Raw genomic sequence first — 23,105 nt, forward strand, 5'->3', positions numbered from 1 at the left:
GTCCCCGTCCGGGCGGGCGGCGGCAAGTGAACCATGGTGGTGGCCGAAGGTTGACTTCGATTCCTGACCGGTGTTCGCGATGATGGAAAAGGGGGGTTCACGGGAGAGGAAACGACGAGTGTCCACATGCCTGACCCTCCTGCCCGCCGTCGACGTGCGCGGCGGCCGGGCCGTCCGCCTGCTGCGCGGCGAGTCCGGGTCCGAGACCTGGTACGGCGACCCGCTCGACGCGGCGCTGGCCTGGCAGGACGCGGGCGCCGACTGGGTGCACCTGGTGGACCTCGACGCCGCCTTCGGCACCGGCTCCAACCGGGCGCGGATCGCCGAGGTCGTCGGCGCCCTGGACATCCCGGTCGAGCTGTGCGGCGGCGTGCGCGACGACGCGAGCCTGGCGGCGGCGCTGGCCACCGGCTGCGGCCGGGTGGTGCTCGGCACCGGCGCGCTGGAACGTCCGGCGTGGGTGGCGCAGGTCATCGCCCGGCACGGCGACCGGGTGGCCGTCGAGCTGGACGTCTGGGGCACCACCGTGCGCAGCCACGGCTGGACCCGCGACGCCGGCGAGCTGTACGAGACCCTGGCCCGCCTCGACGCGGCCGGCTGCGCCCGGTACGTCGTCACCGACATCGCCAGGGACGGCACCCTCGGCGGCCCCAACCTGAAGCTGCTGCGCGACGTCTGCGCCGCCACCGAGCGGCCCGTCGTGGCCTCCGGCGGCGTCTCCAGCCTGGACGACCTGCGCGCCGTCTCCTCCCTGACCCCGCTGGGCGTCGAGGGCGTGGTCGTGGGCAAGGCGCTGTACGCCGGCCGGTTCACCCTGCGACAGGCCCTGGAGGCGGTACGCAAGCCGGAGCCCTAGACCGGCCGCATGGCCAGCGCGCGCAGGGCCAGCTCGACCATGCCCGAGCCGGGCGACTCGGCGGCCAGGCGGCGCAGGGCGTCGCCGTCCAGCCAGCGGGCCTCGTCGAACTTGTCGTGCTCGATCGCCGGCCGGGTCAGGTCGCCCTCGACCGTGGCCAGCACGTCGATCTCGCGTCGCAGGCGGCCGTCGCCGCCGGTCCAGTCGAAGACGTCCACCAGGCCGCCCACCCGCAGCAGCCGCCAGCCGGTCTCCTCCTCGATCTCCCTGGCCAGCGCCGCGCACAGCGTCTCGCCCCGCTCGACGTGCCCGCCGACGATGTCCCAGCAGCCGGGGAAGAGCCGCACCTGGGCCGACCGCCGTTGCAGGAACACCTCGCCGAGCGGGTTGAACAGCACGGCGCCGACCACGCAGGGCACGCCCGTGGCGGACGCCTCCCGCTGGATCGGCTCGAACTCCGCCGGATGGGGGGCGCAGGTCATGCGGTCTCCTGGTGCGCGTAGTAGGTGGCGTAGAGCGCCGCGAACGGGCCGTCGCGGCGCAGCAGCTCGTCGAACCGGCCCTGCTCGGCGATCTCGCCGTCGTGCAGCACGAGGACGCGGTCGGCGCGCCGGATGGTGGACAGCCGGTGGGCGATCACCACGACCGTGCGCCCGGCGCACAGCCGGGCCAGCGCGTCCTGGATGCCGCGCTCGGTCAGCGGGTCGACGCTGGCGGTCGGCTCGTCCAGCAGCAGGATGTCCGGCTCGCGGACGAACATCCTGGCCAGGGCGATGAGCTGCCGCTGCCCGACCGACACGCCCTGCCCGCCGGCGGCCAGGCGGTCGTCCAGGGACATCGGCATGCTGCGGTCCCACACGCGGCGGCCGATCCGCTCGACGGCCCGTACGACGTCGTCGCGGCCGGCGCCGGGGCGGCCGTAGGCGATGTTCTCGGCGAGCGTGCCGGCGAAGATGAACGGGTGCTGCGGGACGACGCCCACCCGCCGCCGGTAGGCCCGCAGGTCGAGGGCGCGGATGTCGCGGCCGTCGACCAGCAGCTCGCCGCCCTGGAAGTCGTAGGCGCGGGCGATCAGCTTGGCCAGCGTGGACTTGCCGCCGCCGGTGTGCCCGACGACCGCCACCGTCTCGCGGGCCGCGAGGCGCACGTCGAAGTCGCGGAACACGGCGGCGCCGGAGCCGTACCGGAAGTGCAGGCCGCGCGCCTCGATCGCGCCGGTCAGCGCGGTCACCGGCGCGTTCCCGCTCTGGACGACGGCGTGGTCGCTGTCGATCAGCGCGAACACCCGCTCGGCGGCGGCCAGCCCCTGCTGGAACAGGCTCCAGAACGAGGCCGCCTGGGTGACCGGCTGCCAGAGCATGCCGAGGGCCTGGAGGGCGAAGTACCACTCGCCCGCCGAGAGCCTGCCGATCGCCGCGAAGCGCCCGCCCTGGTACAGCACGACCGCCGTGGCCAGGCCCGCCAGCAGCGTCAGGACCGGCAGGATGACCGCGTAGATGAGGCCCTGCCGGACGTAGACGCGGTACGACAGCCGGTTGACCTCGTCGAAGTCCTCGTGGACGGCCCGCTCGCGGCCGAAGCTCTTGGCGACCGCGATGCCCAGCATGGTCTCGTGCACGTTGGCGTTGACCTTGGCCATCACCCGCCGCGTGGCGGCCGCCGCCGTGCGGGCCACCCGGCGGAAGGCCAGGGCGGTGCCCAGCAGGAACGGCAGCGCCGCCAGGATGACCAGGCCGAGGCCGGGGTCGATCCAGAACACCACGCCGCCGAGCAGCACCACCAGGAAGAGCTGGCTGATCAGGTTGAGGGTGAGGGTGAGCACCGAGCCGAAGCCCTCGGTGTCGCCGGTGACCCGGCTGAGCACCTTGCCGACCGAGTTCTCGTCGTAGAAGGCGACGTCCTTGGCGAGCGCGGCGTCGGCGGCCTCGCACTGCAGCTGGTAGACCATGCCGCCCACCAGCCGCGCGGTGATCGCCTGGCGGGCCCAGTTCATCGCCCAGGCCAGCACCGCCGCCGCCACCACGAACAGGCACAGCAGCAGGCCGGGGCCGCTGCCGCCGCCGGCCTGGTCGATCAGGCGGGAGACGACGATCGGCACGGAGGCGGTCAGCAGCACCGAGCCCGCGACGAGCAGCGCCGAACCGATCATGCCGGCGCGGTGGGCGCGCAACTGCCGCAGGATGCGGGCCAGCAGGCGGCGGTTGCCGTACACGCGGTCGTAGGCGTCGGCGTGCAGGCCCGCGAACAGGTCGCTCACGGGCGCCGCCGCTTCTGGGCGTCAGCCACTGTAGATCTCCCGGTAGAGCGCGCAGCGCGCCATCAGTTCGTCGTGCGAGCCCTGGTCGACGACCCGGCCGCCGTCCAGCAGCAGGATGAGGTCGGCGCGGCGGATCTGGCCGGGGCGGTGCGAGACCAGCACCGTCGTGCGGCCCGCCGTCGCGCGCTCGATCGCCTCGGTGATCGCCGATTCGGTACGGGCGTCCACGGCGCTGGTCGCGTCGTCGAGGGTGAGGATGCGCGGCTCGGTCAGCAGGGCCCTGGCGATGGCCAGCCGCTGCCGCTGCCCGCCGGACAGCGTCGTGCCGCCCTCGTTGAGCACGGTGGCGTAGCCGTCGGCCATGCCCTGGACGAACTCGTCCGCGCACGCCTGCTTGGCGACGCGCAGGACGTCCTCGTACCCGGCGGCGTGCGGGGCGCCGAAGGCGATGTTGTCCAGCACGCTCTTGGAGAACAGGAAGATCTCCTGGTCCACGTGGCCGATCTGGCGGCGCAGCGCGCCGGGCTCCCACTCGCGCACGTCCCGCCCGTCGATCAGCACCCGGCCCTCGGTGGCGTCGTACATGCGGTTGACCAGTTTGATCAGCATGCTCTTGCCGCTGCCGGTGGGGCCGACGACGGCGAGCGTGCGGCCCGCGGGCAGGTGGAAGGAGACCTCGCGCAGGATGTCGCGGCCCTCGTGGCGCAGCGACACCCGGTCGAAGGTGATCGTGCCCTCGACGGCGGCCGTGCTGCCGCGGGTGTCCTCGCGCTCGCCGGGGGCGCCGTCGATGATCTGCCGCATGCGCGCGGCGGCCGCGAAGCCCTCCTGGATGACCGGCACGGCCTGCTCGGACATGGTGACGGGCTGCGCGAACAGCAGCAGCCAGCCGAGGTAGGTCACCACCTGGGACAGCGCCAGCTCGCCCTGCGAGTAGAGGTAGAGGGAGTGCAGGGAGCCGGTCACCATGGCCAGGGCGAAGCTCAGCGCGGGCAGGTAGACCGCCTGCGCCCGGCCGCGCCGGACGAAGGCGTCCCGGTAGGCGCCGGCGGCCGATTCCAGGGCGTGCCGCTCGAAGTCCTCCTGCGTGGCGGCCTTGACGGTGGCGATGCCCGACAGCGTGGTGGAGAAGCGTTCGTTGAGGTCGGCGAAGGTCTCGCGGGTGCGCATGACCAGCGGGTAGAGCCGGCGCAGGTGGTAGCGCAGCGCGTAGGCGAACACCAGGACCAGCACGCCGGGGGCCAGCAGCAGCCGCGGGTCCAGCGAGGCGATGAACAGGATCGGCACCAGCAGGGCCAGCACGCCGTTGGCGGCGGTGGCCGCCCCCGGGCTGAGCATGTAGTCGACGAGCCTGGCGTCGTTGATGGCGCGGGCCAGGATGTCGCCGATGCGCTGCTGGTCGTGGAAGGCCATGCGCTTGGTCAGCAGGCTGCGGTACAGCTCGTCGCGCACGTCCCGTTTGACGCGCTGGGCGACGACCTCCATCGAGCCGTTCGACAGCAGGTCGGCGACGAACCGGCCGGCCGCCAGCAGCGCGGCCGCCAGCGCCGCCGCCCCGACCGCGCCGAGGTCGTGGCGCGGGCCGGTGGCCTCGGCGAACGCCGCGCCGATCTGCACGGGGACGAGCGTGGAGCACAGGCTCGCCGCCGCGGCGGCCACGGTGAACAGCAGCAGCGACAGCCGGTGCCGGCGCAGGTGACCGGCGATCCACCGGCCCACCCCGCGCGACGCGACCGGCCGCCCGCCCGCGGCCGGTCGCGCCCGCTCGGTCATTCCTCCCCCTCCTCGTCGGCGGCCCGGCCTAGGCCGAGGCCCGGACGGACCCGGTCAGCAGGCCGAAGCCGTTCGTCGCGGCGGTGTTGAGCTCGGCCATCACCCGGTCGCACAGGGCGGAGGCGGCCAGCGCGTCGGAGACCGACGGCACCCCCTTGACCGCGGGACGGCCGCCCGTCTGGGGCTCGGCCGACCGCTGCGCGCAGGCGTCCACGAACGCCTGCAACTCGGGCCCGAAGCCGCTGCGCCCCCAGCCGTGGTCCAGGTTGCGGGTGGCGTGCAGCTCCTGGCCGTACGGCACGCCGTCGGACAGTTCGAGCGTCACCCGTTCCAGCGACGGCGCGCAGTACCGGCTGCCGTCCATGCCCTGGACGGTGACGCCCACCATGAACCGCTTGACGTGGTTGCCCATGCGCAGCGTGGACAGCGAGCCGTCGTGGTGCCGCAGGAACAGGTTGATCTGGAACCGGTCGGCGTCACTGGCGATGGCGTGCGCGTCCACCTGGACGACCGGCGACGGCACGAACCAGCGGGCCAGGTCGAGGGCGTGCACCCCGTTGTGCCGGATCCACGCCTCCAGGGTGGTGTCCACCCCCCACTGCGGCGCGGACGGGTGGCGGCTGTAGAAGTCGATGGTCACCGAGCACGGCGTGGCTCGGATCTCCTCGCTCAGCTCGTGCAGCCGCTGCAGGGTCTCGGCGTAGCGGAAGTTGAAGCCCACCTGGACGTGCCGCCCGCTGCGGCGCACCACGTGCTCCAGGTCCTGGAGCGCGGGCGTGGACGGCCCGGCCGGCTTCTCGACGAAGCAGTCCACCCCGCGCTCGGCGAGCTGCCGGACCAGCAGGTAGGACGGCTCCGGCGGGACGGCCAGCACGGCGGCGTCCACCATCTCCAGGTCGAGCTCGTCCACCGAGGAGACGCAGGTCGCGCCGCCGGCCAGCGACTGCACGTCGGCGGCCAGCGACAGGTCGGGGTCGACGCAGGCCACGACCTGGTGGCCGCGGATGCGTTGCAGGAACGGGAACAGGTTCTGCTGCATCTGGCGGCCGCAGCCGACCAGGGCGAGGCGCAGGAGGTCAGCCACGGCCGGCCCCCGCGGACGCGCTCCACGCCTCGAACGCCTGCCGCACCCGGTCGCGCAGGTCGTCCCAGACGATGTCGCGGTGGGCCAGGCACACGAAGGACGGGTGCCCTTCGAGCAGCAGGATGCCGACCCCGGCCAGCTCGGCCAGCAGCGCCTCGCGACGCTCCTTGTCGCCCAGCAGCCCCACGTCGTGGTAGACGAGCTCGAACATGCCGCCGCCGAGCACCGGGCGGGCGCCCACCAGGGCCTCGACCCCGGCGTCCGCGGCGGCCGCGGTGAAGGCGGCGGCGACCTGCGTGCCGATCCGGCCGAGCTCGGTCCAGCCGTCCGGCGAGTCGCCGACGGGCTTCTCCAGGATGTCGCGGGTGGCCAGGGCCGCGTAGACGGCGATCATCTCCTTGGAGAAGGTGCCGCTCAGCCGGGCCTTCTCGGCCAGCGCGAGCAGGTCGGCGTCGCCGGCCAGGATGCTCAGGGGGGCGCCGTTGGCCAGCGCCTTGCCGATCACGATCAAGTCGGAGCCGAGGGCGTTGTCGTGGTCGTAGCCGAGGGCCGAGATCCGGCCGCCGGTCTTGGTCTCGTCGAAGACGGTGAGCAGGCCGGCCTCGCGGCACATGGCCACGGCCTGGCGCAGCACGTCGGCCGTGGTGAAGGAGGCCAGGTAGGCGTCGAAGACGAAGCAGCCCAGCCGGCCGCGGTGCCGTTCCAGCAGCTCGGCGAGCGATTCCAGGCGCAGGTCCACCCAGTTGGCCACCGGCTCGGACTCGCCGACGCCGCGCATGCCGTCGGTGTAGCGCAGCTTCTCCCGCAGCGGGGAGTGCAGCGGCTCGTGCCACTTGAGCGAGTCGGCGATCTGGGAGTCGTGCCAGCCGACGTAGCCGCTGCGGATGATGCCGAGCCGGCCGGTGCGCATCGCGGCCAGCCGGAAGGCGGCGGTGACCGCCTCGGAGGCGGTCTTGAAGAACGCGCCGCGGTCGCCGGGCCGCTCGCCGAGCAGCCGGTCGAGGTATTCCTGGTGGAACGTGGTGTAGCCCGGCAGCATGACCCCATTGCCGAGATAACCGCAGAGAATTTCGTTGAACTGGGCGTCCGCGTGACCGATTATCACTGGGCCATAACCCATGACGAAATCGATGTACGGCACGCCGTTCGCGTCGGACACCTCGCCCCGCCGCCCCCGCGAGAACAAGAGCTGCTGCCCCGCGGACCTGAACTTACGGGTGATCTTCGAGTGAGCTATGCGCTCATATTCCGACAACGATCCTCCCCCCATTGGGATTCTAATTAGGCTCGGGAATTTCAATTTCTGAAGACAGTACCGTCCGGTCGCCGGGCCCCGTCAAGTACTCTTTCTTCCAGTGCTCCAGGCACGGACGGACGACATATCAAGACCGCGAGAGCCCCGTCAAGTGCACCTTTTTCCAGGGTCACGCCGCCTTGACAGCGAGGTGCCCGCAATATCAAGTTGTGTGGGCCATTGTCGGCGGATGGAGGCGGCGTGGATAACGGATCAGCTCCGGGAACTCCGGCCGGCCGGGGAGAGCCGGATATCGTCGGGCGCAGTAAGCGTCTGTGGCTGCTGCCCGAGGGGCGGTGCCTGGTGCAGATAATCCCCAGCCTGCGCAGTTTCACGTACCACCGTGATGAAATCGTCGAGCGCACCGGGCCGCTCCGGCTCGATTTCTACGAAAGGGCGGCGGCCCGGCTGGCCGACGCCGGCGTGCCGTGCGCGTTCCGGGAACGGGTCTCGGCCGACTCGTACGTGGCCGACTACTGCCCGGCGCCGCCGTTCGAGGTGATCGTGAAGAACCGGGCCACCGGATCGACCACCCGCAAGTACCCCGGCCTGTTCGAGGACGGCGCCCCGCTGCCGCGCCCGGTCGTGAAGTTCGACTACCGGACCGACCCCGAGGACCAGCCGATCGGCGAGGACTACCTGCGGGCGCTCGACCTGCCGGTGGAGGAGATGCGCGAGTTGTCCCTCGCGGTCAACGACGTGCTGCGGTCCTGGCTGCGCCCGCTGGAGGTGTGGGACTTCTGCCTCATCTTCGGCCGGACCGCCGACGGCGGGCTGACCGTCATCTCCGAGATCTCCCAGGACTGCATGCGCCTGCGCCACCAGGACGGCTCCCCGCTGGACAAGGACCTGTTCCGGGACGGCGTGGCGGGCGAGGAGATCGTGAACCAGTGGAGCCGCGTCCTCGATGTCATCACATGAGACCCCCGTCGCGCTGGTCACCGGCAGCAACCGGGGCAGCGGGCGGGCCATCGCCGAGGAGCTGCGCGAGCGCGGCTACCGCGTCTACTCCCTGAACCGCTCGCTCGCGGGCGAGGACTGGCTCGGCGAGCACAGGTGCGACCTGGCGGACCCGGCGCAGATCGCGGAGGCGACCGCCCAGGTGCTCGGCGCGGCCGGCCGGCTCGACGTCTGCGTGTCCAACGCAGTGGACCGGGTGCTCGACCCGATCGCCGACCTGCGCGCGGAGGACTGGGAGCGGCTGGTCGCGATCAACCTGAGCGCCTGCTTCCACCTGCTCAAAGCCGTCCTGCCGGCGTTGCGGGCCGCCGGCGGGATGTTCGTCGCCATGGGCAGCCACGCCGGGACGCGGTACTTCGAGGGCGGGGCCGCCTACAGCGCCACCAAGGCCGGGCTGAAGGCACTGGTCGAGACACTGCTGCTGGAGGAGCGCCGCAACGGGGTGCGCGCCTGCCTGGTCTCGCCCGGCGCCATCGCCAACCTCGACGGCGACGGCTCGCCGCACAAGATGAGCACCCGGTCGGTGGCCCGCTGCGTGGCCACCATCGTCGACTCCTGGCCGGACGACCTCGTGGTGGGCGAGATCGAGGTGCGGCCGTCGTGCCTGCCCGAGCCGCCCGTCGTCGGCATCGACCGGCTGCTGCACGTGTGACCCCCACGCCCCCGCCCGCCCCCTCGCGCCCGTCAGGAGGAACCATGATCTCGCTCGCCCTGCCGAAGGGCTCGCTGGAGCGGCGGGCCCTGGAGCTGTTCGCGACCGCGGGGCTGCCCGTACGGCGGCGCTCGGAGCGCTCCTACCGCGGCACGGTGGACCACTCGGGCGTGTCGCACGTGGCCTTCTACAAGCCGCGCGAGATCCCCCTGGTGGTCGGTGACGGCACCTTCGACCTCGGGCTGACCGGCGCCGACTGGGTGGAGGAGACCGGGGCCGAGGTCGAGGTGGTGGAGTCGTTCGACTACTCCAGGAACACCGAGCGGCCGTGGCGGCTGGTGCTCGCGGTGCCGTCCGGCCACCCCGCCCGCAGCGCCGCCGACCTCGACGACGGCGTCAGGGTGGCCACCGAGTACCCGAACATCGGCCGCCGCTTCTTCCGCGAGGCGGGACGGCGGGCCGAGGTGATCGTCTCCTACGGCGCGACCGAGGCCAAGATCCCCGAGCTGGCCGACGCCATGATGGACGTCGTGGAGACCGGCCACTCGCTGCGCCAGAACGACCTGCGCGTCATCGAGACCGTCCGGACCTGCGGCGCGCAGCTCGTCGCCAACCCGGCCGCCTACGCCGACCCGGCCAGGCGCGGCGTGATCAGGAACGTCGCCCTGCTGCTGCGCGCCGCCTGGGTGGGCCCGGCCCACGTGCTGCTGACCGTGCGCGCCCCCGCCGACCGGCTGGCCGAGGTGGTGCCCGCGATGCCGGGCCAGTCGTGGCGCGCGGGCGCCGACCTCGCGGACGGGACCATGGTCGTGCTCCAGGGCGTCCTGCCCAGACGGGAGGTGCCCGAGACGATCGACGCACTGCTGTCGGCCGGGGCGGTCAACGTCACCGAGTCGGGCATCGGCATCTTCGCCACCGGGGAAGCGGGTTGATCGGCGCCGCCGGCATGGCGAAGATCGGACGTGGGAAGCCTGACCCGCGGAGCGCAGTGCGAAGGAGACTCATGGACCCCCGGCCGGCGGCAAAGATCACGGAGGCGTCCCCCCGGCGCTCCCCCTGGCTGACGATCCTGCTCGTCTACGTCGGCGGGGTGGTCGGCGCGATGAGCCTCGGCAAGTTCTCCTCGGTCGGGCCCGCGATGGCGGCCCAGCTCGGGCTGACCCTGTCGGAGCTGGGCTGGGTGATCTCGGCGGTGGTCGGCGTCGGGGCCGCGGTCGGCCTGCCGGCGGGCTATCTCGTCCGCCGGTTCGGCACCGGGCGGTCGCTGGTCACCGGGCTGGTCCTGATCGCGGCCGCAGGTGCGGCGAGCATGGCGGCGAACGACTTCGCCTGGCTGCTCGTCGCCCGCGGCGTCGAGGGCGTCGGCTACGTCCTGGTCACCATCTCCTGCCCGGCGCTGATCCTGCGCCTGGCCCACGAGCGCGACCGGGGCACCGCCCTGTCGGTCTGGGCGACGTTCGTCCCGGTCGGGCTGGGGGCCAGCACGCTGGCCGGCGGCGCGGCCGGCGACGCGCTGGGGTGGCGCGGCTGGACCGGCCTGATCGCCGGGCTGACGCTGCTGATCGCCGTGGTCACGTGGGCGCGGCTGCCGCGCGGCGGCGCGGCGCAGGCGGCCGGGCCCGTGCCGCGGGCGCGGGCGCTGGCCTGGCCGGGCGTGCTGGCGGCGGCCTTCTGCCTGACCGCGCTGGTGACCATCCCGGTGATCGTGCTGCTGCCCACGCTGCTCATCGAGCAGTACGGCCGCTCGGCCGCCGGCGCGGGCGCGCTCACCTCGGTGATCTCGCTGCTCGGCGTGGCCGGCGGGCTGGCGGTGGGCGTCCTGCTGCGCAGGGGCGTACGGGTCGGTGTGCTGGCCCTGTCGGGCCTCCTCGTCGTGCCGGCCGCCTGGATCCTGTACGCCGGCGGCTCCGCCGGGGGCGCGCTCACCGGCGCGGGCGTCATCTCCATGGAGAACGGCTTCCTCGGCGCCCTCGTCTTCGCCGCGCTCCCCCTGGTCCTGGAGCGCCTCGACCACGCCGACGTCGGCAACGGCGTCATCGCCCAGGCCGGCAGCCTCGGCTCCCTGCTCGGCCCCCCGCTGTTCGGCCTGGTGGCCGGCGAGATCGGCTACCGGGCCCTGATCCCCGTCATAGCCGTCGGCATCGTCGCCGCCGTCGGCGCCCTGCTGCTGATCGGCCGGCGGGCGGCCCGGCCGCTCCCAGCCGCCGACTGACCCGGCGAACGGGCCGGGAGCCCGTCGCGGAGTACGCAGGAAGGTGCGACCATGCGCGGACACGACCCGCTCGACGACACCGAACAGGCCCTGCTGCCCGCCCCGGCCCGGGGCCTGGCGGTCGCGCTGCTGCTGATCGCCGTGGCGGGCGTGTCGATGGTGCTGGTGTTCGGGCCGGGCGCGCAGCAGCCGGGGCATCCGGCGGCGCCGGCCGCGCCGGTCGCGCCCGCCGGGATGCCGCCCGTCCAGTCGATCCTGCGGCTGTTCCTCGCGGTGGCGGTCATCGGCGGGCTGGCCTCGCTGGGCGGCGTCCTGGCGCGCCGGGCGGGGCAGCCGTCCGTGGTGGGGCAGATGGTGGCCGGGCTGCTGCTCGGGCCGTCCGCGCTGGGCTCGCTGGCGCCGGGGGTGTCCGCGCTGATCCTGCCGGGCTGGGTCGCGCCGCAGCTCGAACTGCTGGCCCAGGCCGGGCTGGCGATCTTCATGTTCACGGTGGGCCGGGAGTTCGACCCGGCCGCCCTCGGCCGGCAGCGCGTGGTCGTGGGGGTCGCCGCGCTGGCGATGACGGCCGTGCCGTTCGCCTTGGGGGCGGTCGCGGCGGTCCCGTTCGCCGGCGCGCTCGCCGGGCCGTCGGCCTCGGGCACGGCGTTCGTCCTGTTCGCCGGGACGGCGTTGAGCGTCACCGCGTTCCCCGTGCTGGCCAGGATCCTCCAGGAGGCCGGGCTGACCGTCACCCGGCTGGGCTCGCTGGCGATCCTGTGCGCGGGGCTGGCCGACGTGCTGGCCTGGTGCGCGCTGGCCGCGGTGATCGCCCTCGCGCACGCCGGTTCCCCGGCCGGCGTGCTGACCTCGCTCGGGCTGGCCGCCGCCCTGGTCCTCGCCGTGACCCTCGTCGTACGCCCCGCGCTCGCCGCGCTGGCGGCCCGGCACGCCGCCCGCCGGCTGCCCGCTCCGGCCGCGCTCGCGCTGGTCCTGGGCCTGATCTTCGCTCTGGCGGCGGCGACCGACGCCATCGGCGTGCACGCCATCTTCGGCGCCCTGCTGGCCGGGGTGGCCTTCCCGCGCGAGGCCCCCGTGCTCTGCGCGGTGCCCGAACGTCTCGGCTCGCTCAACCGCGCGATGTTGCTGCCGGTGTTCTTCGCCTCGATCGGGCTGCGCACCGACGTGCACCTGGCGTTCGGCCATCCGGTGGTGCTGCTGGGCGGGGCGGTGCTGCTGGTGGCCGCCGTGCTGGGCAAGCTGGGCGCGGCCGGGGTGATCGCCTGGGCGGGCGGCATGCCGGGGCGCCTGGCGCTCGGGCTCGGCGTGCTGATGAACGCCCGGGGCGTCACCGAGATCGTCGTGCTCAGCACCGGGCTCGGCATGGGGCTGATCGCGCCCGGCACGTTCACGGTGCTCGTGCTGATGGCCCTGATCACCACCATGATGACCGCGCCGGCCCTGCGCCGCCTCGGCCTCTACGCCCCCGCGCGGGCCGAGCCGCGGACGCCGCAACCGGCCTGAGCCGACCGCGGCGTCCTCATGACTGGGCCCTGATGACTGGGCCCTCATGGCGGGGTCAGTAGACCTCGCTCCGGTTGTTCACGATCTCGTCGAGCATCGAGGTGGTGTCGGAGTAGCGCCCGGCCGCCGCGCCGCCGGGCGGCAGGGCGAGGGTGGCGAAGGCGTACCTGACCGCCTCGCCGACCGTGCGCACCCCGAGCCGCCGGACGAGCGGCGAGTCGAGCCGGGTGCTCGCGTTGATCTGCCTGGCCGCCAGGTCGAGCAGCGTGGCCAGGAGCTGGAACCGGGCCGGCCCCGGTTGCGGGCCGCCGGCCGACAGGGCGGCGACGGCCTCGGCGTCGGCCAGCTCGCCGTCCCCCTGGCTGTCGAAGCGCTGGTCGGTGGCCTGGACGCGGGCCAGGAACTCGGCGGTGCGCGCCTCCTGGTGGGTCTTCCAGTAGCCGTGCGAGCGCGGGTCGCGGGTGGGGGCGACCTCGGTGACGGTCGTCGTGGCGGACGCCGTGGCCGGCTCGTAGACGCAGCCGTTGGCGTTGCGGTACGCGGCGGCCGCCGTGTCGGGCAGCTCGGCGCCCTTCGTGAACAGCAGGCCGGGCCGGGCCGTGAACCCCACGGACACGTCCGCGCCGGGGTCGAGGGGGCCGAGCGTCCAGGTCAGGGTGGTGGTGCCGTCCGGGTTGCGGGTGACCGTGCCGGGCCGGGGGCCGGTGCCGCGGTCCAGCGCCTTGCTGTAGTAGACCTCCTTGGGCAGCGTGTCGGTGAGGACGACGCCGGTGGCCCTGCCGCTGCCGACGTTGGCCGCCCGCAGCCCGACGGTCATCGCCTCTCCGGCGTTCACCGTGGCCGGTGCGGTCTTGGTCAGGGTGAGCCGCGGCGCGTGCACGGTGGTGGCGGCCTTGGCGGTGTTGTTGCCCGTCTCGGCCTCGGGGCCGCCGGCGGTGTCCGTCGCGGTGGCGGTGGCCGTGTTGGTCAGGACGGCCGTGTCGGCCGTGTCGCACGGCACCTGGTACGTGAACGTCTCGGTCGTGGACCGCCCGGCGCCCAGGTAGGGAACCTGGCGGGCCTGGGCCGGCCCGGTGGGCGGGGTGTCGGTGACGCCGACGGACGCCGCCGGGCCGGTGCCGACGTTGTCCAGCTTCACCTGGTAGGTGAGGGTGTCGCCGGGTTCGGCGTCGGGCTTGTCGACGCTCTTGGCGGTGACGATGTCAGGGTCGTAGAGGTTGAAGAACGACATCTCCTGCCGTACGACGGCGGCGAAGCCGAGCTCCTTGTCCGGCTCGCCGCCCGAGCCGCTGCAGGTGGGCGCGGAGACGGGGAAGCTGCTGCAGGCCGAGCCCTTGGCGTCGGGTGAGAGCGCGGCCCGGTACTTGACGGCGGCCCAGTCGTCGTGGTCGCGCAGGGTCGTGCTGCCGCCGCTGGCGTTGACGTCCACGTTCACCGTCCCCGTGTCGATGAGCGGGGCGCCGGTGCCGGGGGCAGTGTTGTCGTTCCAGTTGATCGGCGCGTTGCCGGCGGCCGAGCGCAGCGGCCGGAACGTGCTGGCGGGGTTGGCGAGGTTGTCGGTCCACCAGAAGGTGTGGTCGGTGCCGTCACCGATGCCGGCGGACTCGTTCAGCGTGCCCTCGGTGAGCGGGGGCAGGCCGCCGCTGGAGTAGCCGACCCGGACCGCGCCGATCTTCCAGTCCCTGAGCTGGTTGACCAGCAGCGGCGGCGGGCCCGTGGGGATGCCCGACTGGAAGAAGTAGTTCATGACGCTGAGGTAGTTGGGCTTCCACTGGTCGTTGACGTCGCCGCCGTGCCGCAGGCCCAGGGCGTGCCCGAGCTCGTGCATGATGGTCCCGGCCTGGTCCTGGACGGTGCCGACCTCGGCGTCGTCCCGGCCGGTGCCGACGGTGAGCACCTGCCGGTCGGTCGGGTCCGCGCTGGTGGTGTCGCACGTACGGTCCGGGCCCACGTGGATCTGGGTGCCGATCACCACGTCGTCGCCCGCCGGGGTGGTCTGGAGCCGGCCGTCGCCACCGTAGTCCACGCCGAAGTCGGCCACGCACATCGTCCGCCACGAGCCGAAGGTGACGATGAAGTCCTTGTTGTTGTCCCTGGTGGGCTCGCAGCACTGCCCCGACGTGCCCGGCGACGTCGAGCTGCCGGTCGCGGTGGTGACGACGAGGTCGTGGGCGAAGATCGTGTAGTGCGCGTACCGGGCCAGCTCGGCGGGGAAGTCGGCGGTGCGCGCGTCGCGGAAGTCGCTGTCGTCGGCCAGGCCCATGGCAGGCTGCTCGGGCAGTTGCGTGCCCTGGAGGTAGACGAAGTCGACGCCGTCCCGGTGCGTCCCCGGGTAAGGGCACGGGTTCTCCGCCTTGACCGGCGCGGCGTCGAAGGCGTTCCTGACCAGGGTGATCGCGTCCGGCTTGGGCCGGTGGGAGTGCCTGGTGTCGGCCATGTAGTCGGCCTGCAGCACGATCGTCTTGCGGCAGGGGTCCGCGCCGAGCGCCGGGAGGTCGGCGAGGACCCCGCCGTTCCGGTCGCGGATCCCGGACAGCTCGACGAGGTCGGGGATGCCGTCGTGGTCGGTGTCGGGCATCACGGTGGAGACGGTGAAGCCGATCCTGGTCTTTCTGCCGTCGTTGTCCCTGGGGAAGCCGTGGTCGCCGTCGCCCTCGGCGCACGTCTGGCCCTTCTGCCGCCCCTGGGAGTCGACGCACGGCGTGCCGAACTGCACGCCGTCGCCCGACAGTGTGCCCGAGCGCACGTCGTAGACGAGGTCGAGGTCGAGGTCGTCGTTCTGGGGGCTGATGTCCATGCGGTCGTCGTTGGTGTTGAGGCCGCCGTCATAGTCCCAGAGGGCGACGGTGATGTTCACCGTCGGCTGGTCGCCGGGCAGGTCGGACTTGGTGAAGACCCAGCCGTTGGGCGCCTCGGGCAGGCCGAGGGGCTCGAACTCGTCGTCCTCGATGCGCGGGCCCGTTTCGAGCGGGCCGTCGGCGATCCTGACCTTCGGGTAGTAGTCGCCGTCGCCGACGCCTCCGCTGTCCGGGTCCTCGATCTGGCGGAGATAGTCGATGGAGAAGGTCAGCGAGAAGCCGGGGACCGCCGCCGACGCCGGCGTGGCCAGCGCCGGTATCAGGGCGGCGACCAGCACGCCGATCGCGGCGAACGAGAGCCGCCCGCGCCACCGCGTCGGCCCTTTCCGCCCGGTATTCATGCCATGTGTGACGCTCACGGTGGTTCCTCCTGGAGTGTCGCTCTGAGGAGGATCGTCCGCGCGCGTTCCCATGACCGCATGAGTAACGGCTACTCAGCCCGCCGGACGGCGGTGAGCACCAGGACGTCGTAGTGGACGGTGAAGGCGCCGCCCACCGCGTCGATCGCGGCCCCGATGCCGGCCAGCAGCTCGCGGCGTCGCTCCGGCGGCAACCCGGTGACCGGACCGTGCGTCGGCACCTGCGCCAGCCACTCGTCGCGGGTGTAGCGGCGCTCCCACGCGTAATCCCAGCGCTCGGGCTCGCCGAACGCGCCCGCCGCCCGGACGCCGTCGGCGATCTTGTCGAGCAGCGACGTGTACATGCCCACGGCCGGGCCGGCCTGGCCGAGCGCCGGCAGGTCGGGCAGCACGCGGCGGTAGACCTCGGCGAACGGCTCGGCCAGGGCGTCCGGCGTCTGGAAGACGTTCCAGAACAGCGCCAGCCTGCCTCCGGGCCGCAGCACCTGGGCCGCCTTGGCCGCGCCCGCGACCGGGTCGATCCAGTGCCAGGTCTGGCCGGCGACGACCGCGTCGAACGTGCGCCCGGCCGGGTCCCAGGACTCGAAGGCGGACACGTCCACCTCGATGCCGTCGCGCCGGGCCAGGCCGGCCATGCGCGGGTCCACGTCCACGCCGGACACCCTGCAGCCGGCCGCCTGGAACTGGCGGGCCGCGATGCCGGTGCCGATGCCGACGTCGAGCACGTCGGGGCCGGGGCTCGCCTCGACGATGCGGGTCACCATCTCGTCGGGGTAGCGGGGGCGGGTGCGGTCGTAGCGGTCGGCGTCGGCGCCGAAGGACTCGGCCATCCGCCGGTGCAGGTGCGGTTCGTTCCCCGAGGTGTTAGTGGGCATGCGCCCACTCTAATGGGCACGTGCCCACTCGTCTACTCTGAACGGGATTCACCAAGGAAGGAGACCGGCCCGGTGCCCACCGGCATAGCCCTCCGCGACGTGCGCGAACAGCTCTTCGACGCCGCCGAGCGCATCCTGCTGCGCGACGGGCCCAACGCCCTGACCAGCCGGGCGGTCACCACCGAGGCGGGCTGCGCCAAGGGCGTGCTCCACCGCCACTTCGCCGACTTCGACGCCTTCCTCGCCGAGCTGGTGACCGACCGCATCCGCCGCGTCGAGGCCCAGTCCGCCGCCCTCATGGCCGTCGCCGGCACCGGCACCGTCGCGGGGAACCTCACCCTCGCGCTGCTGGAGCTGTTCGGCTCGGTCGCCGTGGCCGTCGTCGGCCTCGTCATCTCCCGCGACGGCCTGCGCGCGCGCCTGCGCCAGGCCGGGTCCACGGGCCTCCCGCTCCTCGGCGAGGCCACGACCATGATCGCCGCCTACCTGACCGCCGAGCGCGAGATGGGCCGCATCGCGGTCGACGCCGACGTCGACGCCCTCGCGCTCACCCTGATCGGCAGCGCCCACCTGCTGTTCGCCGGCCGCGAGGACGACCCGCCCGACGCCGCCGTCGTCGAGTGGATCGTCACCACGGCCATCGCCGACGCCGTCCAGCGCCGCCTTCTGTGAGCCGCCCTCCAGACCGGTGACGGACGGCGAACCCTGACGTGGCCCGTTTGGGGGATCTTGGGGCTACGATCTCCCCCGTAGCCCCTTTCGTCCGGAAGGCGTCGCGATGAGCGAACGTTCGCTGAACACCGATGTTCCGAGCCCCGCCCGCATCTACGACCTGTGGCTGGGCGGCAAGGACAACTACGAGATCGACCGGATGGTGAGCGAGCAGATCCTCGCCGCCGTGCCCGACCTGCCGGTGCTGGCCCGTACGAACAGGGAGTTCCTCGGCCGCGCGGTGCGGTACATGGCCGGGGAGGCGGGCATCCGGCAGTTCCTGGACATCGGCACCGGCATCCCCACGGCGGACAACACCCACCAGGTCGCCCAGGCGGTCGCCCCGGACAGCCACGTCGTGTACGTCGACAACGACCCCATGGTCCTGGCCCACGCGCGGGCACTGCTGCGGGCCGCCCCCGCGGGGACGACCACCTTCGTCGACGCCGACCTGCGCGAGCCCGGCAAGATCCTGGCCGCCGCCGCCGAGCACCTCGACTTCGACCGGCCGATCGGGCTGACGCTGCTCGGCGTCGTGGACTTCCTCCCCGACACCGGCCAGGCCCGCTCGATCATCGCCGAGCTGCTGGAGCCGATGGCGCCGGGCAGCCATCTCGCCATCTCCCACGGCGTGGTCGGCAGGCAGCTCGAAGAGGGCGTCCGCCACTGGAACGAGAGCGGCGGGGCGCCCATGACGCTGCGCAGCCTTGAGGAGGTCACGAGCTTCTTCGACGGGCTGGAGCTGCTGGAGCCGGGCGTGGTGCCGCTGCCGCGCTGGCGTCCCGTCCCCGGGACGCTGTACGCCGACCGCGAGGCCGTCTACTACGCGGGCGTCGGCCGCAAGCGCTGACCGTCCCCGGCTCCGCGCCGATCTCGCGCGATGCCGCCTTCCCGACCGGCGTACGCCGCCTGGCGGGCCCGCGTACCCTGAGTCCCCGATCGACTTCGCGGAGTGACGGGAGCGGGATGGACGACGGGTTCGGCGCGGGGCTGGGGAGCGAGCGGGACCGGTGCGCGCGGGATCCGTGCCCCTGGCCGCCGGGTCCGTTCACGACCGGGGACGCCAGGTGGTTCTTCGGCCGCGAGCGGGTCGTGTCCGAGCTGGTGGGGCTGCTCGCGGAGCCGCGCGCCGCCCGTCCCGTGATGCTGGCCGGGGCGGCGGGGGCGGGCAAGACGTCGGTGCTGGCCGCCGGGGTGGTGCCGGCCGTCCTGGCGGGTTCGCCGGCGGGTCGCGCCGGGGTGTTGTGGCGGACGCCCGGCTCGCCGGTCCGGGGCGGGGGGCGGCCGGTGGAGCAGTGCGCGCTGCTGGTGGTCGACCGGTTCGAGGAGTTGTTCACGGCTCGGGCGGGGTCCGGGCGCAGGGCGTACGTCGAGGAGCTGTGCGGGCTCGCGGCGGGCGGGCTGCCGGTCGTGATCGGGATGCGGGCCGGCTGCTACGAGCGGTGCCTGGGGTTTCCGCCGCTGGTCGAGGCGCTGCGGACGCGGTCGCTGCCGCTCGGGCCGATGACCGGCGACGAGCTGCGCCGCGCGATCACCGAACCGGCCCGGGTCGCCGGGCTGTCCCTGGAGCCGGGCCTGGCCGAGACGATCCTGCACGACCTGGGCGTCCGCGACGACGGCCCGGCGGCGGCCGACGCGCTGCCGCGCCTGTCCCGCGCGATGCGCGCCCTCTGGCACCACCGCGACGGCGACACGCTCACCCACGCCGCCTACCGGCACGCCACCGCACCACCCCCCGGCCCCGCGCCCGCTCCCCCACCTCCCGCCCCGGAGAAACCCGGCCTCCTCTCCCCCGACCCGGAGAAACCCGGGCTTCTCTCCCCCGACCTGGAGGAAGTCCCTCTTCCGGAGGGGCCCGTTGGGTCCTTTCCTGATTCGGAGGCCGCGGCGCCCTCCCTCGGCGGAGGGCGCGCGGCTCGTGCTTCCGGCGCCGGTGTGGGCGCCAGGGGATGTCCGGTCGGGCGGAGGGTGCGGGCGCTGGTCGTGGCGCTGGTGGTGCTGGTGGTGGTCGCCGGGGCGGGCGCGGGGCTGGCGTGGCAGAAGAGCGGCCGGGCGAGCGCCGCCCGTGTCACCGCGCTCGCCGAGCGGGCCGCCGTCCAGGCGCGGGCGCTGCGGGCCACGGACCCGGCGCTGGCGATGCAGGTGGCGGTGGCCGCCCAGGGCCTGGCCGACACCCCGGGCACCCGCGGCACGCTGCTCGACACCGCCGAGCCGTACGCCACCCGCCTGCGCTCGGCCGGCGACCGGCTGCGGGCGATCGCCTACAGCCAGGACCACGCCCTGCTCGCCACCGGCGCCGACAACGGCGTGGTCGAGCTGTGGGACGCCACCGACACGCGCCGCCGCACCCCGCTGGCCACCCTGCCGCGCGCCGCCGGGCCGGTCGGGGCGCTCGCCTTCCGCCCGTCCGGCGGGGACCGGGTCCTGCTCGCGGCCACCCGGCACGGCGTCGAGGTGTGGAACGTCGTGGACCCCGCCCGCCCCCGGCACGTCGCCGCCCTGCCCGGCGCTGTGACGGCGGCGTTCACGCCGGACGGCCGCACGGTGCTCGCCGCCGCCGCGCACGGCGTCCGGCGTTGGCGGCTCGCCGGCCGCCCGGTCGCCCTGCCCCCGGTACGGACCTCCGCCCAGGTCACCCGCTTCGCCGTCGGCGACGACACGGTGGTCACCGGCCACGACGACGGCAGCGTGCGCCTGTGGGACCCGGCGCGGCCCGCCTCCCCTGCGGACACGATCGCGACCGGCCTCCAGGACGGCCCCGCCGCGCTCGCGATCAGCCCCGACGGCGGCGCGCTGGCCTGGTCGGCGCCCGCCCGCGGCACCTGGCTCTGCCTCCTGCGCGCCCGCCGCTGCGACCGGCCCGTCCGGTACGGCGACCCCGCCGGCGCCCTGGCCTTCAGCCCGGACGGCACCGTCCTGGCCGCCGCCGGCGACGACCGCGCGGTCCGGCTGTGGAGCGTGGCCGGCCGCGCGGTCCGGTTGTGGAACGTGGCCGGACGCGCCGAGGTCGCCTCGTTCCCGCACCCCGACCGCGTGCTCGGCCTGGCCTTCACCGCCGACGGCCAGGCGCTGGCCACCGGTTCGGCGGCCGGCGCCTTCTACCAGTGGCGCCACCCGGTCCGCGTGCCCGACCCGGTGACCGGGCTGGTCCTGAGCCGGGACCGGACGCTGATGGCCACGACCGGCCCGCGCGGCGGCGCGCTGTGGGACGTCCGCGACCCCCGACACCGCGTGCTGCTGTCGCGCTGGAACGTTCCAGCAGCCGCCGATCCGGCGCTGAGCGGCGACGGCCGCCGCCTGGCCACCGTCGAACGCGGCGTGGCCGTGACCGTGTGGGACATCCGCGACCCCTACCGCCCGGCCCGGCACGTCCGGCTGCCGGTGCGCGGCCTCGCGGTCGCCGCACTCAGCCCGGACGGACGCGTCCTGGCCACCGGCGACCACGGCGGCCGGCTGCTGCTCTGGGACGTCACCGGTCGCCCACGCCGCCTGGCCGCCCGCGACGGCTTCGGCGACGTCGGCGCGCTCGACTTCAGCCCCGGCGGCGGCCTGCTGGCCAGCGGCGGCGCCGACCGCGGCGTTCGGCTCTGGGACGTGCGCCGCCGCGCCCTCGACCAGGTCGCCCACCACGAGGAGCACGCCGACGCGGTGGCCGGCGTGCGCTTCGGCCCGAAGGGCGACGTGCTGGTCAGCACCGGCCACGACCGGACCGCCCGCGTCTGGCGGATCGCCGACCCCGGCCGCGCCCCCCGTCCGGCGGCCCTGCGCGGGCACGGCGACACCGTCCTGATCGCCGGGTTCAGCCCCGACGGCGCCGCCCTGGCCACCACGGACGCCTCCCGCACCACCCTCCTGTGGGACCTGCGCTCCCGCCGGCCGATCGCCGAGCTGTCCCATCGCGACCTCGGGACCGTCCTGTACGCCGACGAGCACACCCTCGTCTCGGCCGCCGGGCGCGACCTGCGGCTGTGGGACCTGCGGCCGGAGTCGGTGGCCGCGCGCGTCTGCGAGGCCGCCGGGATGCCGCTCACCCGGGCCGAGTGGCGGCGCTGGTTCGACGACCTGCCCTACCGTCCGCCCTGCTCGTGACCGTCGGCAGGGCGCTGACAGCGATCCGGCAGCGGCTCCTGGCACGGTCGCCCCATGACGGACAAGACGGACGTGCTCATCGTCGGCGCCGGGCCCACCGGCCTCACCCTCGCCGTGGAGCTGGCCCGGCGCGGGATCGCCCACCGCGTCGTCGAGCGGGCGGCGGCGCCCTCGGCGGGCTCGAAGGGCAAGGGCCTCCAGCCGCGGACGCTGGAGATCTTCGACGACCTCGGGATCGTCGACCGGGTCCTGGCCGGGACGACGCCCTACCCGCCGATCCGGGTCAGGATCGGGCGGCTGCCGGTCTACCAGGGCCGCATGCACCGGCCGGCGGCGGCGAGCGAGCAGGTGCCGTACCCGATGGTGCGGATGCACCCGCAGTGGCGCACCGAGGCGGTGCTGCGGGAGCGGTTGGCCGAGCTGGGCGGCGCGGTCGAGCACGGCGTGACGGCCCGGCTCGGCACCGGCACGACGCTGCGGGCCCGCTACCTGGTCGCCGCCGACGGCGGCAGGAGCACGGTGCGCAAGGCGCTCGGCATCGGGTTCACCGGCCAGACCCGCGAGGAGGAGCGCATGGCCCTCGGGGACGTGCGCGTCGAGGGGCTGGACCGCGAGCACATCCACGCCTGGGTGCGGCCGGGCAGGGGGATGGTCGCGCTCTACCCCATGGCCGGCACCGACGCCTTCCAGTTCATGGCCCCGCTCCGGCCGGGCGCGACGCCGGACCTGACGCTGGCCGGCTTCCAGCGGCTCTTCGCCGAACGCTCGATGCTGCGCGCGGCCCGCCTCACCGAGCTGCTGTGGTCCTCGCTCTACCGGGTCAACATCCGGCTCGCCGACGCCTACCGCGCCGGGCGCGTGCTGCTGGCCGGGGACGCCGCCCACGTGCACTCCCCGGCGGGCGGCCAGGGGCTCAACACCGGCGTCCAGGACGCCTACAACCTGGGCTGGAAGCTCGCCCGCGCGCTGACCGGCGGGCCGGCGTCGCTGCTGGACACCTACGAGGAGGAGCGCCGCCCGGTCGCCGCCCGGGTGCTCGGCCTCAGCACGGACCTGCACGACCGGCGGTCGTACCGGCGGGACGAGGAGACCTATCAGCTCCGGGTCGGCTACCGGGGCGGCTCGCTGGCCCGCGCGGGCGGCGAGCGGGTGCCCGACGGGCCGCTGCGGCTGGCCGACGGCTCCCGGGCGCGCCTGTTCGACCTGCTGCGCGGCCCGCACTTCACGCTGCTGTCCCCGGACCCCGCGCCCCGCGTGCCGGGTGGCCCGCAGGTGCGGGCGTACGCGCCGGCCGAGCCGTACGGCGGGGTGCGGCACACGCTCGTGCGCCCGGACGGCCACGTCGGGATCGCCACGGACTCCGCCGCCGAGCTGGCCCACTACCTGACGCTGGTGTGAGGCCCTTTGTAGTGGACCTGTAGTGGCTCTCTTGCGCCCCCGCACATCCTTGGATCTCAGCGGGCGCCACCCGTGCGCCCCGAGCAACCAGGGAGATCCTCATGGTCAAGACCGCTCGCCGTTACGCCAAGTACGCCGTCAGCGCCCTGTCCACCGCCATTTTCGTGCTGAACGGCTGATCACCCTCGCGTGCACCCCCGGGGGACCGCGTCTCCCGGGGGGCCACC

At 74.3% G+C, this 23,105-nt stretch carries 17 protein-coding genes; 10 read left to right on the forward strand and 7 right to left on the reverse strand.

What is annotated here, in order from left to right; translation table 11 throughout:
* Positions 1-118 precede the first annotated feature (118 nt).
* Positions 119-856 carry a bifunctional 1-(5-phosphoribosyl)-5-((5-phosphoribosylamino)methylideneamino)imidazole-4-carboxamide isomerase/phosphoribosylanthranilate isomerase PriA gene (gene priA / locus AB0J76_RS08715; protein WP_352323234.1) on the forward strand — a complete coding sequence of 246 codons (738 nt, stop codon included), beginning with the start codon at positions 119-121 and terminating at the stop codon, positions 854-856.
* On the opposite strand, the gene AB0J76_RS08720 is transcribed toward priA, so the two are convergent.
* From AB0J76_RS08720 to AB0J76_RS08740, 5 genes are read right to left on the reverse strand one after another with little or no spacing between them, the layout of a single operon-like run.
* A complete protein-coding gene (locus AB0J76_RS08720; RefSeq protein ID WP_352323235.1) occupies positions 853-1,338 on the reverse strand; it encodes an NUDIX domain-containing protein in 486 nt (161 codons plus the stop codon). The genes priA and AB0J76_RS08720 overlap by 4 nt on opposite strands.
* The gene (locus AB0J76_RS08725; protein WP_352323236.1) at positions 1,335-3,113 is read right to left on the reverse strand and encodes an ABC transporter ATP-binding protein; all 1,779 of its coding nucleotides are present in this window, start codon (positions 3,111-3,113) and stop codon (positions 1,335-1,337) included. Before AB0J76_RS08725 ends, AB0J76_RS08720 begins: the two co-directional genes overlap by 4 nt.
* A gap of 21 nt (positions 3,114-3,134) precedes the next feature.
* The gene (locus AB0J76_RS08730; RefSeq protein WP_352323237.1) at positions 3,135-4,886 is read right to left on the reverse strand and encodes an ABC transporter ATP-binding protein; all 1,752 of its coding nucleotides are present in this window, start codon (positions 4,884-4,886) and stop codon (positions 3,135-3,137) included.
* 28 nt (positions 4,887-4,914) lie between these two features.
* Positions 4,915-5,970, reverse strand: a complete 1,056-nt coding sequence (locus AB0J76_RS08735) for a Gfo/Idh/MocA family oxidoreductase (RefSeq protein WP_352323238.1) — start codon at positions 5,968-5,970, stop codon at positions 4,915-4,917.
* Entirely contained in the window at positions 5,963-7,129 is a 1,167-nt protein-coding gene (locus tag AB0J76_RS08740; protein ID WP_352323239.1) for an aminotransferase class III-fold pyridoxal phosphate-dependent enzyme, read from the reverse strand. Before AB0J76_RS08740 ends, AB0J76_RS08735 begins: the two co-directional genes overlap by 8 nt.
* Before the next feature lie 336 nt (positions 7,130-7,465).
* On the opposite strand from AB0J76_RS08740, the gene AB0J76_RS08745 reads away from it, so the two are divergent.
* The 5 genes from AB0J76_RS08745 to AB0J76_RS08765 all read left to right on the forward strand — a co-directional run bounded on the left by AB0J76_RS08745 (position 7,466) and on the right by AB0J76_RS08765 (position 12,588).
* On the forward strand, positions 7,466-8,185 hold the full coding sequence (locus tag AB0J76_RS08745; protein WP_352323240.1) for a phosphoribosylaminoimidazolesuccinocarboxamide synthase: 720 nt from the start codon (positions 7,466-7,468) through the stop codon (positions 8,183-8,185).
* Complete coding sequence (locus AB0J76_RS08750) at positions 8,172-8,876, forward strand: SDR family NAD(P)-dependent oxidoreductase (protein WP_352323241.1); 705 nt, start codon at positions 8,172-8,174, stop codon at positions 8,874-8,876. The genes AB0J76_RS08745 and AB0J76_RS08750 overlap by 14 nt, the downstream gene beginning before the upstream one ends.
* A 44-nt stretch (positions 8,877-8,920) precedes the next feature.
* Positions 8,921-9,808: an ATP phosphoribosyltransferase gene (hisG, locus tag AB0J76_RS08755; RefSeq protein WP_352323242.1), complete on the forward strand. Its 888-nt coding sequence runs from the start codon at positions 8,921-8,923 to the stop codon at positions 9,806-9,808.
* A 71-nt stretch (positions 9,809-9,879) separates the two neighbouring features.
* Positions 9,880-11,088, forward strand: coding sequence for an MFS transporter (locus AB0J76_RS08760; RefSeq protein WP_352323243.1), 1,209 nt, complete (start codon positions 9,880-9,882; stop codon positions 11,086-11,088).
* 51 nt (positions 11,089-11,139) lie between these two features.
* Positions 11,140-12,588 carry a cation:proton antiporter gene (locus AB0J76_RS08765; RefSeq protein WP_352323244.1) on the forward strand — a complete coding sequence of 483 codons (1,449 nt, stop codon included), beginning with the start codon at positions 11,140-11,142 and terminating at the stop codon, positions 12,586-12,588.
* Positions 12,589-12,643: 55 nt separating this feature from the next.
* Here the strand turns inward: AB0J76_RS08765 and AB0J76_RS08770 are convergent, their stop codons facing one another.
* Both AB0J76_RS08770 and AB0J76_RS08775 read right to left on the reverse strand, forming a co-directional pair.
* Complete coding sequence (locus tag AB0J76_RS08770) at positions 12,644-15,805, reverse strand: hypothetical protein (RefSeq protein WP_352323245.1); 3,162 nt, start codon at positions 15,803-15,805, stop codon at positions 12,644-12,646.
* Positions 15,806-15,876: 71 nt separating this feature from the next.
* A complete protein-coding gene (locus AB0J76_RS08775; RefSeq protein ID WP_352323246.1) occupies positions 15,877-16,680 on the reverse strand; it encodes a class I SAM-dependent methyltransferase in 804 nt (267 codons plus the stop codon).
* 72 nt (positions 16,681-16,752) lie between these two features.
* On the opposite strand from AB0J76_RS08775, the gene AB0J76_RS08780 reads away from it, so the two are divergent.
* The 4 genes from AB0J76_RS08780 to AB0J76_RS08795 all read left to right on the forward strand — a co-directional run bounded on the left by AB0J76_RS08780 (position 16,753) and on the right by AB0J76_RS08795 (position 22,878).
* The gene (locus AB0J76_RS08780) at positions 16,753-17,352 is read left to right on the forward strand and encodes a TetR family transcriptional regulator (RefSeq protein ID WP_352323247.1); all 600 of its coding nucleotides are present in this window, start codon (positions 16,753-16,755) and stop codon (positions 17,350-17,352) included.
* Positions 17,353-17,458: 106 nt separating this feature from the next.
* Positions 17,459-18,241 (forward strand): SAM-dependent methyltransferase, encoded by a 783-nt coding sequence (locus AB0J76_RS08785; RefSeq protein WP_352323248.1) that lies wholly within the window; start codon positions 17,459-17,461, stop codon positions 18,239-18,241.
* A 116-nt stretch (positions 18,242-18,357) separates the two neighbouring features.
* Positions 18,358-21,480, forward strand: a complete 3,123-nt coding sequence (locus AB0J76_RS08790; RefSeq protein ID WP_364389167.1) for a WD40 repeat domain-containing protein — start codon at positions 18,358-18,360, stop codon at positions 21,478-21,480.
* Between the two features lie 54 nt (positions 21,481-21,534).
* Entirely contained in the window at positions 21,535-22,878 is a 1,344-nt protein-coding gene (locus AB0J76_RS08795) for an FAD-dependent monooxygenase (protein WP_352329579.1), read from the forward strand.
* Positions 22,879-23,105 lie beyond the last annotated feature (227 nt).

The organism is Nonomuraea sp. NPDC049624, assembly GCF_040675255.1.
In the GTDB taxonomy this organism is placed as follows: Bacteria; Actinomycetota; Actinomycetes; order Streptosporangiales; family Streptosporangiaceae; genus Nonomuraea.